The sequence below is a fragment of the Mesorhizobium oxytropidicola genome (genome assembly GCF_056174625.1).
This window is the reverse complement of the sequence record NZ_JBWBWK010000002.1, coordinates 336,806-351,105: the sequence shown is the minus strand read 5'-3', so window position 1 is coordinate 351,105 and position 14,300 is coordinate 336,806. Positions and strand designations below refer to the sequence as shown.

Annotated in this window: 13 protein-coding genes and 4 pseudogenes; 2 read left to right on the top strand and 15 right to left on the bottom strand. The window is 59.5% G+C overall.

Annotation, left to right across the window (positions count from 1 at the left end):
* Positions 1–214 precede the first annotated feature (214 nt).
* The 9 genes and pseudogenes from cysN to AC0V8S_RS37025 form a co-directional block, all read right to left on the bottom strand.
* Positions 215–2,155 carry a sulfate adenylyltransferase subunit CysN gene (cysN, locus tag AC0V8S_RS37065; RefSeq protein WP_475439132.1) on the bottom strand — a complete coding sequence of 647 codons (1,941 nt, stop codon included), beginning with the start codon at positions 2,153–2,155 and terminating at the stop codon, positions 215–217.
* Between the two features lie 2 nt (positions 2,156–2,157).
* Positions 2,158–3,062, bottom strand: a pseudogene (cysD, locus tag AC0V8S_RS37060) (sulfate adenylyltransferase subunit CysD).
* 195 nt (positions 3,063–3,257) lie between these two features.
* Positions 3,258–3,491 carry a DUF2061 domain-containing protein gene (locus AC0V8S_RS37055; protein ID WP_475439131.1) on the bottom strand — a complete coding sequence of 78 codons (234 nt, stop codon included), beginning with the start codon at positions 3,489–3,491 and terminating at the stop codon, positions 3,258–3,260.
* Positions 3,492–3,714: 223 nt separating this feature from the next.
* Positions 3,715–4,461, bottom strand: a complete 747-nt coding sequence (locus AC0V8S_RS37050; RefSeq protein ID WP_475439130.1) for a sulfotransferase — start codon at positions 4,459–4,461, stop codon at positions 3,715–3,717.
* Positions 4,462–4,749: 288 nt separating this feature from the next.
* Positions 4,750–5,538: an ABC transporter permease gene (locus AC0V8S_RS37045; protein ID WP_475439129.1), complete on the bottom strand. Its 789-nt coding sequence runs from the start codon at positions 5,536–5,538 to the stop codon at positions 4,750–4,752.
* A gap of 3 nt (positions 5,539–5,541) precedes the next feature.
* Positions 5,542–6,457, bottom strand: a pseudogene (nodI, locus tag AC0V8S_RS37040) (nodulation factor ABC transporter ATP-binding protein NodI).
* Between the two features lie 231 nt (positions 6,458–6,688).
* On the bottom strand, positions 6,689–8,041 hold the full coding sequence (nodC, locus tag AC0V8S_RS37035; protein WP_258598495.1) for a chitooligosaccharide synthase NodC: 1,353 nt from the start codon (positions 8,039–8,041) through the stop codon (positions 6,689–6,691).
* A 14-nt stretch (positions 8,042–8,055) separates the two neighbouring features.
* Positions 8,056–8,712, bottom strand: a complete 657-nt coding sequence (gene nodB, locus AC0V8S_RS37030) for a chitooligosaccharide deacetylase NodB (RefSeq protein WP_475439128.1) — start codon at positions 8,710–8,712, stop codon at positions 8,056–8,058.
* The gene (locus AC0V8S_RS37025) at positions 8,709–9,074 is read right to left on the bottom strand and encodes a hypothetical protein (RefSeq protein ID WP_475439127.1); all 366 of its coding nucleotides are present in this window, start codon (positions 9,072–9,074) and stop codon (positions 8,709–8,711) included. The genes nodB and AC0V8S_RS37025 overlap by 4 nt, the downstream gene beginning before the upstream one ends.
* Before the next feature lie 196 nt (positions 9,075–9,270).
* On the opposite strand from AC0V8S_RS37025, the pseudogene AC0V8S_RS37020 reads away from it, so the two are divergent.
* Positions 9,271–9,460: pseudogene (locus AC0V8S_RS37020) on the top strand (IS630 family transposase); the annotation flags it as partial.
* A gap of 485 nt (positions 9,461–9,945) precedes the next feature.
* On the opposite strand, the gene fabG reads toward AC0V8S_RS37020, so the two are convergent.
* The 5 genes from fabG to AC0V8S_RS36995 form a co-directional block, all read right to left on the bottom strand.
* A complete protein-coding gene (gene fabG, locus AC0V8S_RS37015) occupies positions 9,946–10,683 on the bottom strand; it encodes a 3-oxoacyl-[acyl-carrier-protein] reductase (protein ID WP_475439126.1) in 738 nt (245 codons plus the stop codon).
* Positions 10,684–10,960: 277 nt separating this feature from the next.
* A complete protein-coding gene (locus AC0V8S_RS37010) occupies positions 10,961–12,169 on the bottom strand; it encodes a beta-ketoacyl-[acyl-carrier-protein] synthase family protein (protein WP_183465611.1) in 1,209 nt (402 codons plus the stop codon).
* A complete protein-coding gene (locus tag AC0V8S_RS37005) occupies positions 12,170–12,451 on the bottom strand; it encodes an acyl carrier protein (protein ID WP_183465610.1) in 282 nt (93 codons plus the stop codon).
* Between the two features lie 95 nt (positions 12,452–12,546).
* Positions 12,547–12,705: a polysaccharide deacetylase family protein gene (locus AC0V8S_RS37000; protein WP_475439125.1), complete on the bottom strand. Its 159-nt coding sequence runs from the start codon at positions 12,703–12,705 to the stop codon at positions 12,547–12,549.
* Between the two features lie 18 nt (positions 12,706–12,723).
* Positions 12,724–13,314 (bottom strand): NodA family N-acyltransferase, encoded by a 591-nt coding sequence (locus tag AC0V8S_RS36995; RefSeq protein WP_183455235.1) that lies wholly within the window; start codon positions 13,312–13,314, stop codon positions 12,724–12,726.
* Positions 13,315–13,619: 305 nt separating this feature from the next.
* Between AC0V8S_RS36995 and AC0V8S_RS36990 the strand changes: the two are divergent.
* Positions 13,620–13,996, top strand: a pseudogene (locus AC0V8S_RS36990) (helix-turn-helix domain-containing protein); the annotation flags it as partial.
* On the opposite strand, the gene AC0V8S_RS36985 reads toward AC0V8S_RS36990, so the two are convergent.
* Positions 13,944–14,168 (bottom strand): transposase, encoded by a 225-nt coding sequence (locus AC0V8S_RS36985; RefSeq protein ID WP_475439168.1) that lies wholly within the window; start codon positions 14,166–14,168, stop codon positions 13,944–13,946. The pseudogene AC0V8S_RS36990 and the gene AC0V8S_RS36985 sit on opposite strands and share 53 nt — an antisense overlap.
* Positions 14,169–14,300: the final 132 nt, after the last annotated feature.

The following is a 14,300-nucleotide window of genomic DNA, read 5'->3' as shown; positions in this document are numbered from 1 at the left end:
CTGCGTGATCAGGTGGGTGGTCTCCGGCTGTTTCGTTGTTTTTAAGTTTGCAACCGACATCGAACTGATGTGTACGACCCCGGCTCAACAATCCCTGCGGGTGGGGGTGAGGCGTCCGCCTTCGTCTCATGGCTAAATCCGGCATCAAAGACAGCCGATGGCGCCACTCGCGGCCAGTGCCGACCTTTCGAACAGGGCAAGGACTGCCTTGTCATCAGATGGATCCACCATTGTCGGCAGGAAGTGGTTGCGCAATGTCGCGCTCGATCAGCCAGAGTTCCAAGGCCTCTACCATCTCTTCGGCCGATCTGCCGAGCGTCTTCAGATGGATTTCCGGTTTTTCCGGCGCTTCGTAGGGTGAATCTACGCCGGTAAAGTTCTTGATCTCGCCATTCAGCGCGCGGGCATAGAGGCCCTTCGGATCGCGCCTGGCGCATTCCTCGAAGGGCGTGTCGACAAACACCTCGATGAATTCGCCGTCGGCCATCAATTCGCGCGCCATGCGCCGCTCGGCGCTGAACGGCGAAATGAACGAGACAATGACAATCAATCCGGCATCGGCCATCAAACGCGCCACTTCGGCGACGCGGCGGATGTTCTCGACGCGATCGGCGTCGGTGAAACCAAGATCGCGGTTGAGACCGTGACGGACGTTGTCGCCATCCAGGATGTAGGTGTGGCGGCCGGTGGCGAACAGCTTCTTTTCGAACAGGTTGGCGATGGTCGACTTGCCGGAGCCCGACAGTCCGGTGAACCAGAACACGGCGGGCCGCTGGTTCTTCATGTCGGCACGGACGCGCTTGCCGACATCGAGCGATTGCCAATGGATGTTCTCGGCCCGGCGCAGCGAGTGCAAGATCATGCCGGCGCCGACCGTGGCGTTGCTGATGCGGTCGATCAGGATGAAGGCGCCAGTGGTGCGGTTCTCGGCGAAGGTATCGAAGGCGATCGGTGTCCGCGTCGAGATGTTGCAAATGCCGACTTCGTTCATGTCAAGCGACTTGGCCGCCTCATGGGCGAAGTCGTTGACGTTGATCCGGTACTTCAGGTCGGTGACGGTGGCGCTGGTCTGATCGGTCTCGGTGCGCAGGATGTAGGAGCGGCCGGGCAGCAGCGCATGTTCGTCGAACCAGACGATGTTGGCGGCGAACTGATCGGCGACCTGCGGCCGCGCGGCGGGCGAAACCAGCATGTTGCCGCGTGAAATCTCGACCTCGTCGTCAAGGACCAGCGTGATGGCCTGGCCGGCGGCGGCCTGGGCCAGGTCGCCGCCATAGGAGACGATCCGCTTGACGCGTGAGGATTTGCCGGACTTGGCGACGACGACCTCATCACCTTGTGCAACCGAACCGGACGCGATCGTGCCGGCAAAACCGCGAAAGTCGAGATTGGGGCGATTGACATACTGGACCGGGAAACGGAACGGCAATTCGACCACTGCTTCCTCGACCGAGACGGTTTCAAGATGCTCGATCAGCGTCGGACCGGAATACCATGCCATGCTGTCCGAGCGGCTGGTGACGTTGTCGCCGTAGCGGGCGGACATCGGGATCGGCACTATGGTCTGGAAGCCGAGATCCCGCGAGAATTGCCCATAGGCCTCGGTGATGCGTTCGAAGACCGCCTGGTCGAAGCCGACGAGATCGATCTTGTTGACGGCCAGCACGATGTGCCGGATGCCGAGTAGCGAAGCGATGATCGAATGGCGTCTCGTCTGCGGCAGCACCCCTTGCCGGGCATCGATCAGCACGATGGCCAGGTCGGCGGTCGACGCGCCTGTCGCCATGTTGCGGGTGTACTGTTCGTGGCCGGGCGTGTCGGCAACGATGAACTTGCGCTTCGGCGTGGCGAAGAAGCGATAGGCGACGTCGATGGTGATGCCTTGCTCGCGCTCGGCCTCAAGGCCATCGACCAGAAGCGCGAAATCGATGTCGTCGCCGGTCGTGCCGTGCTTGCGCGAATCGCGTTCGAGCGCGGCGAGCTGGTCCTCGAAAATCTGCTTGGTGTCGGAAAGCAGGCGCCCGATCAGCGTCGACTTGCCATCATCGACGGAGCCGCAGGTGAGGAAGCGCAGCAGCGATTTCTTCTCCTGCGCCGCCAGATAATCGCGGACGCCGTCGGTGGGTGCGAGGCTCTTTGCCATGATGTGGCGCATGGTCAGAAATACCCCTCGCGCTTCTTCTTTCCATCGAGCCGGCTTCATCGCGGTCGATCAGGCGACCCTGCCGTTCGGAGGTACGCGCCGTCAGCATTTCGCCGACGATGGCTTCCAGCGTGTCGGCGTCCGATTCGATGGCGCCGGTCAGCGGATAGCAGCCGAGCGTGCGGAACCGCACAAGGCGGTCCTCCACAGTCTCGCCGGGGCGCAGTTTCATGCGCTCGTCATCCCGCAGGATCAGCATGCCGTCGCGCTCGACGACGGGCCGTTGCTTGGCGAAATAGAGCGGCACGATCGGGATGTTTTCCTGCAGAATGTACTGCCAGATGTCGAGCTCGGTCCAATTCGACAGCGGAAAGACGCGGATCGATTCACCCGATGCGATGCGGGTGTTGAATATCTTCCACATCTCGGGCCGTTGGTTCTTCGGGTCCCACACATGCTGCGCGTTGCGGAAGGAGAATATGCGCTCCTTGGCGCGCGATTTCTCCTCGTCGCGACGGGCCCCGCCAAAGGCGGCGTCGAAACCGTATTTGTCGAGCGCCTGGCGCAACGCCACGGTCTTCATCACATGGGTGTGAGTGTTGGAACCGTGATCGAACGGATTGATGTTGTCGCGAACGCCATCTTCGTTGACATGAACGAGCAGATCGAAGCCGAGTTTCTGCGCCATCTGATCGCGAAAGGCGATCATCTCGCGGAATTTCCACGTCGTGTCGACGTGAAGGAAGGGGAATGGCGGCTTGGCGGGATAAAACGCCTTCATCGCCAGATGCATCAGCACGGACGAATCCTTGCCAACGGAGTAGAGCATGACCGGCTTGGTGAAGGCGGCCGCAACCTCCCGGAAGATGTGGATGGACTCGGCCTCCAGACGTTGCAGGTGCGTCAAAGGAACATTCATGTCGGCACTTTCTAATCCAGCCTTTGACGGCGCTTAAAGCGCCGCCCCGGGCAGAACTGCCAGTCATCCCCGAGGCGGGCCCTTGCAAGCGCGAATGTGCGCCGGACGTTCGACGCTTGCTGAAACCATATGATCACAGCTTTCGTCATCGCGACGATCTGAGACATCCGAGAGATTGCCCCAATGGTGTGCTGTTCAATCAGCCGGCAATATCATGCGCCGGCCAAACGGAATGAACGACCATGCCCGTTCGTGGAGATAGTACAGCACGATTTTTGTAATAACTTCAGCACTGGCGATCAATCCCGCGGAAACGACGTTTCCAGTTATGAGCCAGCTCAGCGCGAACGTATCGACACTGCCTGTGATGCGCCAACTGACAGCCTTGGCTATGGATCTGCCGTGGGTCTCGGGAACAGGAATGAACATGCGCAATCGCTCCAGGGGGACGTCAAAACCGACCTGATTTGGTCAGCGTGGTTTGATGGTGGGAACGTTCTTGATCCTGCCTGTCGATCAGGTCGGGAGGAAGTACGTTGGCGCTCATGCCCTTCTTGGCAAGTCTGCAACAAGAACGCCCTTAGTTGATGCCAATCGCGGCCAAGTGGCAGCCCCGTCGTGGAGCAAGCCCGCTACTGGCTGAGAAGGCCAGTCACACGGCAGCGACGTCAAAGAACCTCGCATAAGGTCCGTCTGCGAAGTGAAGCCGCAACTCGTCGAAGTTCTCTACCGTTTCGTCGAGCGGTCGCGCTTCCTGGCGCTGAAGGATGGCGCGACCGGAAAGCTGAAGCCCCGGAACCCCCAAGAAATCCCAAACCGCTCCCAAACATGCGGCGGGTTCTTGAAGAAGGCTCTCATATTCGATTACCAGCACGTGGGACGGCGCGAAGGCGTGCGCAACTCGAGCGTAGAAAGCGTCGGCGGTTTTGAAGTACGCCTCGCATTCGTCGATTGGCAATCTGACCCGTGGTGGCGGAGCCCCATCCTTGTCCGAACTGAACTTCAGCCATTGGCCGCTTTGCCGTGCCTGCACGAGCGACCTTAGCGATTCCAGTATGTTTCTCCGGACCACGAGGATGACCTTGAGTCCTGGCCAACGGGCCAGTTCCGCAAAAAAGCCCGGATGATCGTGAAACTGAGGTTCGTTGACCTTGCAGCCAACATGCGTCACCGTCTTGTCGCTCCAAGTGGGACAGCGCACGTAAGCAAGCTCTAGGAGCTCGCGATCGCCGAGCAGCAAGCGATCCTTATCGGGCCAGTTGGTGTCGTACTCGTTGAGCAACTCACCGTTACTCAATATGTTCGGATGCTCGTTTAGCAATACTTCCAGGTAGTGTGTCCCGGTCCTTGGCATAGCAAGGATGGCAAAAGGCTCAGGTGTCGGTGAAATGTGGGTCATGGTGTGTGTTCCAGCTGATGATAGTTTCGACGGTTCAGGGGCGCCCAGGACAAGAATACTGGATGTGATCTCTAGACGCGGACGGATGCAATCCGCGCTCATGCAGCCGGATCGCGCCATGAGGTTCTGGTATCGCAGACCGGCGTGGAAGGCTGCGTCCAGTCGCGTGTGCGCCTCAGCTTGTGTGTTCTGCTGTCCCCAACTCACAGTCGCTGGGCCAAGCACGCTCGCGGCTGTAGCCGTTCGCGATGCTGACTCTCGTTCTCCTTCTTGTATTCGAAAGTAGCATCAACGCAGCAGGCGCCGGCGAAGCAGCACCATCGAGAGGAAGAACGGCACTACCGCGTATATGCAAAGCGCACCAATGTGCAGGGCGATGTCCCCAGCCGGGCGATCAAGCATGCCCGGACGAATCAGGTCGATCGAATGCGCCAGCGGTAAGATGCCCGCTATGTGCTGAAAGGTGCTTGGCAGTTGAGTGACCGGGAAGACAGCGCCGGACAGGAACAACATGGGTGTGAGGAAGAGCGTCTGGTAGAATATGAAGTAGTGGTAACTGGGCGCAAGCGCGGTTACGATCATCGCCAGGCTTGCAAAGGCCAACCCAGTGAGAGCGATGACTGGTAGCACATAGAGGACGGACCACCATGCTGAGTAGCCCGCTATGACGGCCACCATCGCAATTGCCGTACCGGCCAGAAAGGCCCTTGTGGTTGCCCACACCAACTCACCGAGAACGATGTCGCCCAGGGTAAGTTGTGTGTGCAGGATCGCTTCCCAGGTCCGCTGTTCGTTCATGCGAGGGAAAGTCGCATAAATTGTTTCGAAGGTGGACGCGGTCATCGCACTTGTCGCGACCATGCCGGCTGCCAAAAAAGCAGGGTACGACGCGTCTTCAACGCGACCTACCATCATTCCGAGACCAGTGCCGAGTCCGAACAGGTAGATCATAGGATCGGCGAGGTTACCGAGAATCGACGCGAGCGCGACCTTCGTCCATGCCAGATAGTTGCGGCGCCATACCGCAATCCAGTTCCAAGCGTTGGCGGGTAGAGCCGCCGAAAAACCTTTACCCATCGTTCACTTCTCCATCTCGCGTCCGGTCAGCCGCAAGAAAACGTCCTCCAGACTGGGTGGACGCTCCAGAAGGCGCAGACCCGCGCGCCCGCGCAGTTGTACGCGAACCTGCTCCGGATCGGCCGTATAGCAAAAGAGCGTCTCGCCGCTCACCTCGACGCGCTGCACGTATGGCCTGATCAGCGAAACCAACTCCTGGGGATTCCCGCCGAAGATCTCGATCACCTGGCACCCGATGTGTTCCTCAATCAGGGCATGAGGGCTGCCTTCGGCGAGTTTGCGTCCATGCTCCAGAACGCACAGCCGATCGCATAAACGCTCGGCCTCTTCCATAAAATGGGTAGTCAAAATGATCGTCTTACCGCGCCCCAGCAAGAAAACGCAGACGCTCCCAAATCAGGTGTCGCGCGTGCGGGTCGAGGCCGGTCGTCGGCTCGTCCATCACGAGTAGCTGGGGGTCGTTGATCAGCGCACGTGCCAGTGTCAAACGCCGTTTCATGCCGCCGGATAGTTCGCCGACACGTGCATCCGCCTTGCTCTCAAGACGGGCGAACTCGAGGAGCGACGGGATGACCTCTTTGATCTTGCGTGTGCTCATGCCGAAGTAGCGCCCGAACACCAACAGGTTCTCTCGTACGGTGAATTCCTGGTCAAGGTTGTCGAACTGCGGAACCACGCCGATGCTCTTGCGTGCCAAGCGGCTCCGCGCACCCACTGGCTCTCCAAGAACCGTGATCTTGCCCGCATCAGGCACTGTCATGCCGAGGAGCATACGCGCAATCGTGCTCTTGCCCGCACCGTTCGGCCCCAGCAAGCCGAAGCACTCTCCCGACGCAACGGTGAACGACAGCCCGTTCACAACAAGCTTGTCGCCGAAGGACTTCTTCACGCCGGCAAGGTCGATTGCTACTTTGGACATGTGCCTATCTCAGTCTTGAGAGGCCGATCAGCCGGCCGGTAGCTTACTTGCGAATATTTCTTGGCAGAACCGGCCATCGCATTGTGACGGCCCCTTTGGATAGTCACAGCCGAAGCAAGCGTGTGTCGCTCTCACCGGACGGATTAGCGTCGAGATGCAATCGATCGCCGTGCTGACAATTGATGGATGTTGCCCAAGCTCACAACGTGTCCATCCAGCCAACGCACTCGATCACTCGGCGCTGCAAACGCTGTCCGCGTTCACCAGCTTTGAAGAATCGCGCGGAAGATCCGTTCTTCGAATTGCCTCAGCACTTCCCGAACTGCCTGTACCAACTCCGGCAATCGGGTTTGCGACGATGATCTGCTTTTTGTCGGCGTTGGGCAGGGTGGCAGTCTTGCGTGAAAGCCAATCACTATTGCTCAAGGTGCACAAAGCATAGGCTTTCAAGGGGAGTAACAGAAAGATGTTGATAAAAGTGTGCAGAGAAAAGCCGATAAATCGAGCTTGCCGAGCTCGACATGCTGTCACGGTGCACCGAATTATGGTCATTGCTGCAATAACCAGGATTGTCGTCCAAGGCAGCGTGGCTGTCAGTGCAAACTGTGCAATCCCGGCTATTACCGACAGGGCAAGAAGTAGCGGGCCAAGATTCTGTCCGACGACGTCCAATGTAAGATAGCGATCGAGGCCGGGCAACAGGCGCAGCGCAAGCAGCGTGTCCCGGAAAGTGCTCCGTGCCCAGCGAAGTTGTTGGCGCAGATAAGGTCCTAACCTATCGGGGACCACCGTTACAGCAATAGCGTCCGGAACGTACTCGGTTCGAAAGCCTGCCTCCAGCATGAGGATCGTAAGATGGCGATCCTCACCGAAGTCGCTTGGCTTGCCCCGAAACATCTGCGTCTCGTACTGGTCTAGCAGCGAAAGCAGCGAAGATCGGCGGTACATAGCACATGGGCCGCAACAGCACATGACAGCACCGAAGCGGGCTTGCGCCGCTCTCTCCTCGTTGCAGGCCAGCCAGTACTCCATATCGATCAATCGGGTCAGCCAAGTGTCGCTCCGGTTGCTTGCCGTCAACTGGCCCATGGCAGCGCCGATTGCTGGATCCTGCATCTTCCGTGCAAGCTTCCTGATGACGTCGGACGCAAGTGTCGTGTCCGAGTCGACGTTGAGCACCAAATCTCCAGATGAGCGACGTATCGCGGCGATCTGCGCTTTGCGCTTGCCGACATTCTCTGGGAGCAGAATGAAGTCGAATCGCGGGTCGCCGGCGTAATTGTCGTGAACGGGAATGACGGCGTCGCGATTTCCAGAACCGTCATCAACCACGTAGACACGTAGCTTTCCGGCGTATTCCTGGTTTGCAATGGAATCTAGGCACGCCGAGAGCGTAAGCGGGCCTTCGTTGTAGCAGGGGATGATGACATCCACGCTCGGCCAGAGGTCGGAGCCGACCAGGTCTTCCGACGCCGGTGCAACGGTTGGCGGCAGGGAATAAACCGCCTGCATGCCCTTATAAACAGTCGAGAGCAGTGCATAGCACGCGACGGCGACAGTACTGGTCGTGGTAAGCAGGTCCATGGGATCTCGTATGTTCAGCGATGTTGAGGGAGCGGGCGGATTACAAAACCGCGGTGATGCAGCGCTGGAATCAGGCGGGATAGCGCCGTGACAGTCTGGTCACGCAGACTGGCGTAAGTGGCCGATTTCAACTCCTCGGGCCACCCGTCGTGCAAGAGCACAATTGCGCCCGGCCCAACACCGGCGAGCACCTCATCGACAATCGCGTCGACGCCAGGGCGAGCCCAGTCTCGCGGGTCAACTGACCAATGGACGCATGCCAATCCAGCGCGCGCCGACGTAGTGAGCACGTCCTCGGTCCAGACCCCATACGGCGCGCGCATGCGCCGCACCGTAGCCTGGGGACACGCCATCCTGATGGCGTTGCTTGCCTCGACTATTTCACGTTCGACTTCGCCGGGTTCGCATCTGGACAGGTCCGGATGAGTCATCGTGTGATTGGCTACCTCGTGCCCTTCTGCAATCATTCGTCGGATGAGTTCCGGCTGGTCTGCTGCGTGGGCACCGATGACGAAGAACGTCGCCGGCACCCGATGTTGCGCCAACAAATCGAGGATCTGCGGTGTGCAAACTGGATTGGGCCCGTCGTCAAACGTCAAATAGACGCTGCGATCTTGAGTGCCGTCAGCGCAGTCACTGGGCACTTCGCACATGTAGTCCACATTTTTCATAGGTTTGGAACGCTCCGATCGATCAGGGTGCCGGGCGGCCACTCGCCCATCGAGCATCGAATTGGCGCAACATGGTTCGGCATCGCCTGCCAAACCGTGTCGGATGGAATGGAGAGGTTGTCGCGTCGTGTCGACGCGATGGACCTTGCACGGGTCACCGAAGAACCAAGCCGCAATCGACATGCGACTTGATTGATGTTGGGCGTATGCCGGAAGGCGTACACCAGAAAATGCTCCTCGGAGCCGAAAGTGCTCCTCGGAGCTAAGGCAAACATCGACAACGTTCCTTTAGGACTTACTTGAATTCTCCCTATGCGACGTTCTGCAAAATCGGTAAAATCGTTTGTTTCGATCAGACGCATCCACGCTTTGGATAGCTGATGACATGCGTTTTCAAACGGCTCGATGTAAATCTCCTCGTGGTGGACGACGCGCGCTCGGCGGGCGCGGCCTCACTGCCGCGGCAAGCCGAAGCATCGGATGACACGAGCCCTTTCGAACAATCATCGTGACTAGCCCGCCAGCTTGCGGCGCGCTTTGGCGTCGCATTGGGTGGTCCAGCGCTATCGAGCTACGGGTAGCGCTCGGCCTGGGGTGGCCATCGCCGCAGCGTTCTGGAGCATCGGCGTCCATCATCATCGAGCGGATCGAGCAGACCTCGAATCTGACGCTGCATCGGCAGAAGCTGGCCGCACGCGGTATCTTAGTGTCCCGTAATGCGGTTTGGCAGTTTCTCACGCGCGAGGGGGGAAGATGGGCCAGCTCATCCACACAACCACATCCACCGAATGCGCAAACCACCTCGCAAACGCTCGTGGGCATGCTTCTATCAAAATGCTCTAAGCCAAGCGGCCATGTCGTCGCGCGGCTGCACGATTCTTTCAACGATGAAATATTGCCATGAACAGCCGCGAACGTATTCTACCGCGTGCGGAAGCACTCGCCCCCTAAGTTCGTTAGAGTGGAGACCTCTCGCGTGATGCCTACCCGCACTGTGGCTCATCTCCCGCGTAATCTCGGCCGCCACTACCTGCGGCTCTTGGCCATCAGGGCGGCCGACGGCCAAGGGTGATCACGCTGCTCTGCTGGGCTATCTGCTCAATCACGCATATTGCTGCCCCTTCGGTGATGCTGGATGAATCCCAGATCTTCGTGGCAGATAGCTGGTTGCGCAGGTCGCGGACCGTGACGCAAGGGCGTTTTGGAACAGGTAAGCTCCGGTCAAGCCCGTGCTCAGATCATCGCCATGCCGCCATTCACATGGATGGTCTGGCCGGTGACGTAGGCGGCTTCGTTGGAGGCGAGATAGGCAACGGCGGACGCGACTTCAGCGCTGGTGCCCATGCGGCGCGTCGGGATCGCCGCCATAATCGCCTCCTTCTGCTTGTCGTTGAGCTTGCCGGTCATCGCCGATTCGATGAAGCCCGGAGCGACGCAGTTGACGGTGATGTTGCGGGTGGCGATCTCCTGCGCCAGCGACTTGGAAAAACCGATCATGCCGGCCTTGGAGGCGCAGTAGTTGGTCTGGCCGGGATTGCCGGTGACGCCGACCACCGAGGTGATGTTGATGATGCGGCCGTGGCGGCGGCGCATCATTGGATGGGTGAGTTCGCGCGTCAGCCTGAACACGGCGGTCAGATTGACTTCGAGCACGGTGTCCCAGTCGGCGTCAGACATGCGCACGAACAGGCCGTCCTTGGTGATGCCGGCGTTGTTGACCAGGATGTCGACACCTTCGAGATCGGCCTCCGCCTTCTGGCCGAGCGCCTTGACCTCGTCGCGGTTCGACAGATTGGCCGGGAACAGCTTGACCCGGTCGCCAAGCTCGGCGGCCAGCGTCTCCAGCTTCTCGACGCGGGTGCCGTGCAGGCCGACGACGGCGCCTTGCGCATGCAGCACCCTGGCGATCGCCTCGCCGATGCCCCCGGATGCGCCGGTGACGAGCGCCTTGCGGCCAGTCAGTTCCAACATTTATTATGCTCTTTTCAAATGCTGCAGCATCGCCGCGCCAGAAGTCTCGGTTCGTGGCAGCTTCCTCGCCGCGAACTCGCGCAGCGCAGAGGTCTCGGCCACGATAATTCCAGGCGCCGGATGACCGACGTGATCACCTCAATCTGCTGCTTCCCTGGGCTACTGCAAGTACTTGCACTCCAACCCTTCAGCCCACCTGAACAAGGAGGCCGCTACGGACCGATCGGGGATTCCGCAAACATCGGGATACGGAAGGTGACCTTGCCGGCATGTCGTCCTACACCTGCCTGAATGCCAGAACTGCGTTCATGCCGGCCATGGCGAAGGCGTTGCTCAGTGCCACGCGGACCTTGCGCTCGCGCGCGACGTTGGGCGTGACATCGAGATCGCAATCGGGGTCTGGCTCGCGATAATTGGCGGTCGGCGGCACGACACCCTCTTGGATTGCCATCACGCAGGCGATCATTTCAAGCGCGCTCGCGGCGCCGAGGCAATGCGCGTGCATGGACTTGGTGGAAGAGATGGACATCGAGTTGGCGTGGCCACCGAAGACTCGCTTGATCGCCTCCGTCTCCATCCGATCATTGGCCTTGGTGCCCGTGCCGTGCGCATTGATGTAGTCGACATCCTGGGCATTCAGCCCGGCATCGGCAAGGCAGGCGCGCATCGCCGCCTCCGGCCCCTCGACAGCCGGCGCGACGAGGTTGAAGGCATCAGCGGAAAGGCCGATGCCGGCGATCTCGGCAATAATCGTTGCGCCGCGAGCAGTGGCATGTTCATAGCTTTCCAGCACTGCCATCCCCGCACCCTCGCCCAGCACCAAGCCCCTCCTGTCGGAGGAGAAGGGCCTGCAGGTATCTGGCGCAATCACGCGCATTGCTTCCCACGCTTTCACCACACAAAATACGAATGGCGCGTCGCTGCCTCCGGCAAGCATCACGTCGGCCCGGCCGCACCTGATCTGGTCTACGGCTGAGGCAATCGCATGGTTGGCAGAGGCGCAGGCGGAGGTGACGCCGAAGACCGGCCCGCGCAGGCCGAGGCTCATGCTGACCTGGCCGGCAGCGGCACTCGGCATCGCCTTGGGTACGTCCATGACGCCAGCACGGCGCGCGCCGTTCAAAAGGAGAGCGCGGTAGCTTGCCTCGATCGCTTCCCAGCCGCTGCCGCCGACGCCCACTATCGCACCGAAGCGATAGGCATTTCGTTCATCGCAGGAAAGTCCGGCCTGTCGCATGGCTTCCCGCGCTGCAAGCACGGCAAGCAGGCTGAAGCGGTCCATGGTGACGAGCTGCTTGCGGTCGATGTCGTGCTCAGGGAGCGTCTTGATCTCGGCACCGATCGTGCCGGTCAACCCATGAAGCTCTGAAGTGACAATCGGGCCGATTGCTGAGCGACCTTCGCGCATCTCTTTCCAGATGGAGGGGGCATCAGTGCCCAGCCCGCACAGCCCGCCTATTCCGGTGATGACGACCCGCCTGTCCATTCAAGCTGCCTCAGCAAGCAAGCTGCGGATGGCTTTCACGATGTCGCCAACATTCTGCAGATCCGACCACGCCTCCGATGTGTTCATTTCGATCTTAATGCCATAGGCTTGCTCGAGGTCCCAGAGCACGTCCGCCAGTCCCAGCGAATCGATGCCGAGCGCGGTCACTTCCGTCTCCGTCGTTATTTCGCCGACGATGGGTCGAAACGCTCCCGCAAAGTTCTCAGATTCGACGCGTTTCTTGATTATGGTAATGATTTCCGTCGCGAGTTGATCAGCCATTCTGTCTGTTCCTTTCGATTTCAGCTGGTTTGACGTGGGCGCGGCTCAACTCCTGCGGGCCGCGTTGCGAAAATAGCCACCGACAAAGCTCATGCTCATAAGGGCGGGCTGAGTTCCGGCCGATCGGCGGCGTAGGCTCTGATGACGAAGAAGGTCGCCGGCACCCGATGTGGCGCCAGCACACGACGGATCTGCGGTATGCAATGTGGGTTAGGCCAGTCCTCAAAGGTCGGCGTCAGCGCATCACCCGGCACTCACATGTGTAGTCCTGCTTACAATTCTGGACCGTTTCGGTCGATCAGGGTGCCGGGCGGCCACTCGTCCATCGAGCGTCCAATTGGCGCAACGAAGACGATCACGTCCTCGACGCGGGTAGGTGGCATGTAGGGATGTATATTTGCGAGGGTGGACCGTACCTCAACCCCCGACACAATGCTCGCCAGACCGCCGCGGCAGAACCTCTCAACGTGGTTCCGCATTGCCTGCCGAACCGTGCCGAACACAAATGGAACCCCCATCCGCTGCAGCAATGGGTACACAACGCTCAGTGAAAAGCTGATTCCGAGTCCCTCAAGATCCGGACGGACCCCGTATAAGCCAATTTCGGCCACCAGTAGATCGACCTCGCCAACTTTGATGAAGCGGCGCAGTATGCCAATATGAGCCGCTATGCCGTGCGCGTCGTAACCGATTGCGCGGAATTCCGGCCTTGCACCGGCCCAGCTACGGCCGCCTTCGAATGGCTTTGCGAGGAAGGCCCCATGCCGTCCATAAGTCTTTAGAAAGAAATCGGAGAGTTCGACATGGTCGGCCAGTTGCAACTCATTTTCCCAGCACAACTTCCACCGTACGTCAGAGCCCATGGAAATACCTCATCTTGATTGCTGTTTTTGAGATAAGCGCCTACGCATGGAGAGCTTGTCGCGTCGAGCTGACGCGATGGACCTTGCGCGGATCACCGAAGAACCAAGCCGCAACCGACATGCGAGTTGATTGATGTTTCGGCGTATGCCGGAAGGCGTACACCAGAAGATGCTCCTCGGAGCTAACGCAAACATCGACGATTTTCCTTTAGGGCTTCTTTGAATTCTCCCTATGCGACGTTCTCCAGAATCGGTAAAATCGTTTGTTTCGATTGACGGCATCCACGCTATGGATAGCTAAAGACATGCGTTTCAAAGGGATTGACCTAAATCTCCTCGTTGTGCTCGACGCGCTGCTGGTGGAGCGCAGCCTCTCGGCGGCGGCCCGCCCCATCAACCTCAGTCAGCCGGCCATGAGTGCGGCCGTCGCCCCCGCTGCGCGATTTTTTCGGCGATGAACTGTTTACGACGAGCGGCCGCGAACGTTTTGTGACCCCGCGTGCGGCAGCACTTGCCCCCGCGGTTCGCGACGATCTCTGCACATCCAGTGCTCGATTATGGCTGTCCACCACAAGCAGCTGTCCGGCAGCTTACGTTCGAGAGATACATGTCGATGAGGCACGTCTCGGTCAGGTTCGGGCGTATTCTGAAGCCCTCCATCGAGGAATGGTTCTTGCTTGAACCCCCGTCGCGACCCATCGTCGGCATCGGCGGAAGACACTGTTCCATTTGCCATATTCATCAGGCAGATGACGCCATTGCGCCCCGGTTCGGGCCATACATATCATGCCTTCGAAATAGCGCCGATTATCCTGCGCCGGACGGCACCCTCGACCCCGCTGTGCTGGCAGCAACGGCCCGATCAGTGCCCATTCCTCGTCCGATACCCCAATCCGCGCGCCCAACGCTGCCTCCAAAAGACAGCCTTGAATCAGCGACCGAGTCTAGCGTCAAGCTTTGTCCACGAAGCCTAACATTACAGTTGC

What these genes read in the sequence shown, in the direction of transcription:
- AC0V8S_RS37050 (WP_475439130.1), bottom strand. Translation starts at nt 4,461, where the DNA reads ATGACCCACATTTCACCGACACCTGAGCCTTTTGCCATCCTTGCTATG.
- AC0V8S_RS37010 (WP_183465611.1), bottom strand. Translation starts at nt 12,169, where the DNA reads ATGGACAGGCGGGTCGTCATCACCGGAATAGGCGGGCTGTGCGGGCTG.
- nodB (WP_475439128.1), bottom strand. Translation starts at nt 8,712, where the DNA reads ATGAAAAATGTGGACTACATGTGCGAAGTGCCCAGTGACTGCGCTGAC.
- cysN (WP_475439132.1), bottom strand. Translation starts at nt 2,155, where the DNA reads ATGCGCCACATCATGGCAAAGAGCCTCGCACCCACCGACGGCGTCCGC.
- fabG (WP_475439126.1), bottom strand. Translation starts at nt 10,683, where the DNA reads ATGTTGGAACTGACTGGCCGCAAGGCGCTCGTCACCGGCGCATCCGGG.
- AC0V8S_RS37055 (WP_475439131.1), bottom strand. Translation starts at nt 3,491, where the DNA reads ATGTTCATTCCTGTTCCCGAGACCCACGGCAGATCCATAGCCAAGGCT.
- AC0V8S_RS36995 (WP_183455235.1), bottom strand. Translation starts at nt 13,314, where the DNA reads ATGGGCTCTGACGTACGGTGGAAGTTGTGCTGGGAAAATGAGTTGCAA.
- nodC (WP_258598495.1), bottom strand. Translation starts at nt 8,041, where the DNA reads ATGGACCTGCTTACCACGACCAGTACTGTCGCCGTCGCGTGCTATGCA.
- AC0V8S_RS37025 (WP_475439127.1), bottom strand. Translation starts at nt 9,074, where the DNA reads ATGCGTCTGATCGAAACAAACGATTTTACCGATTTTGCAGAACGTCGC.
- AC0V8S_RS37045 (WP_475439129.1), bottom strand. Translation starts at nt 5,538, where the DNA reads ATGGGTAAAGGTTTTTCGGCGGCTCTACCCGCCAACGCTTGGAACTGG.
- AC0V8S_RS37005 (WP_183465610.1), bottom strand. Translation starts at nt 12,451, where the DNA reads ATGGCTGATCAACTCGCGACGGAAATCATTACCATAATCAAGAAACGC.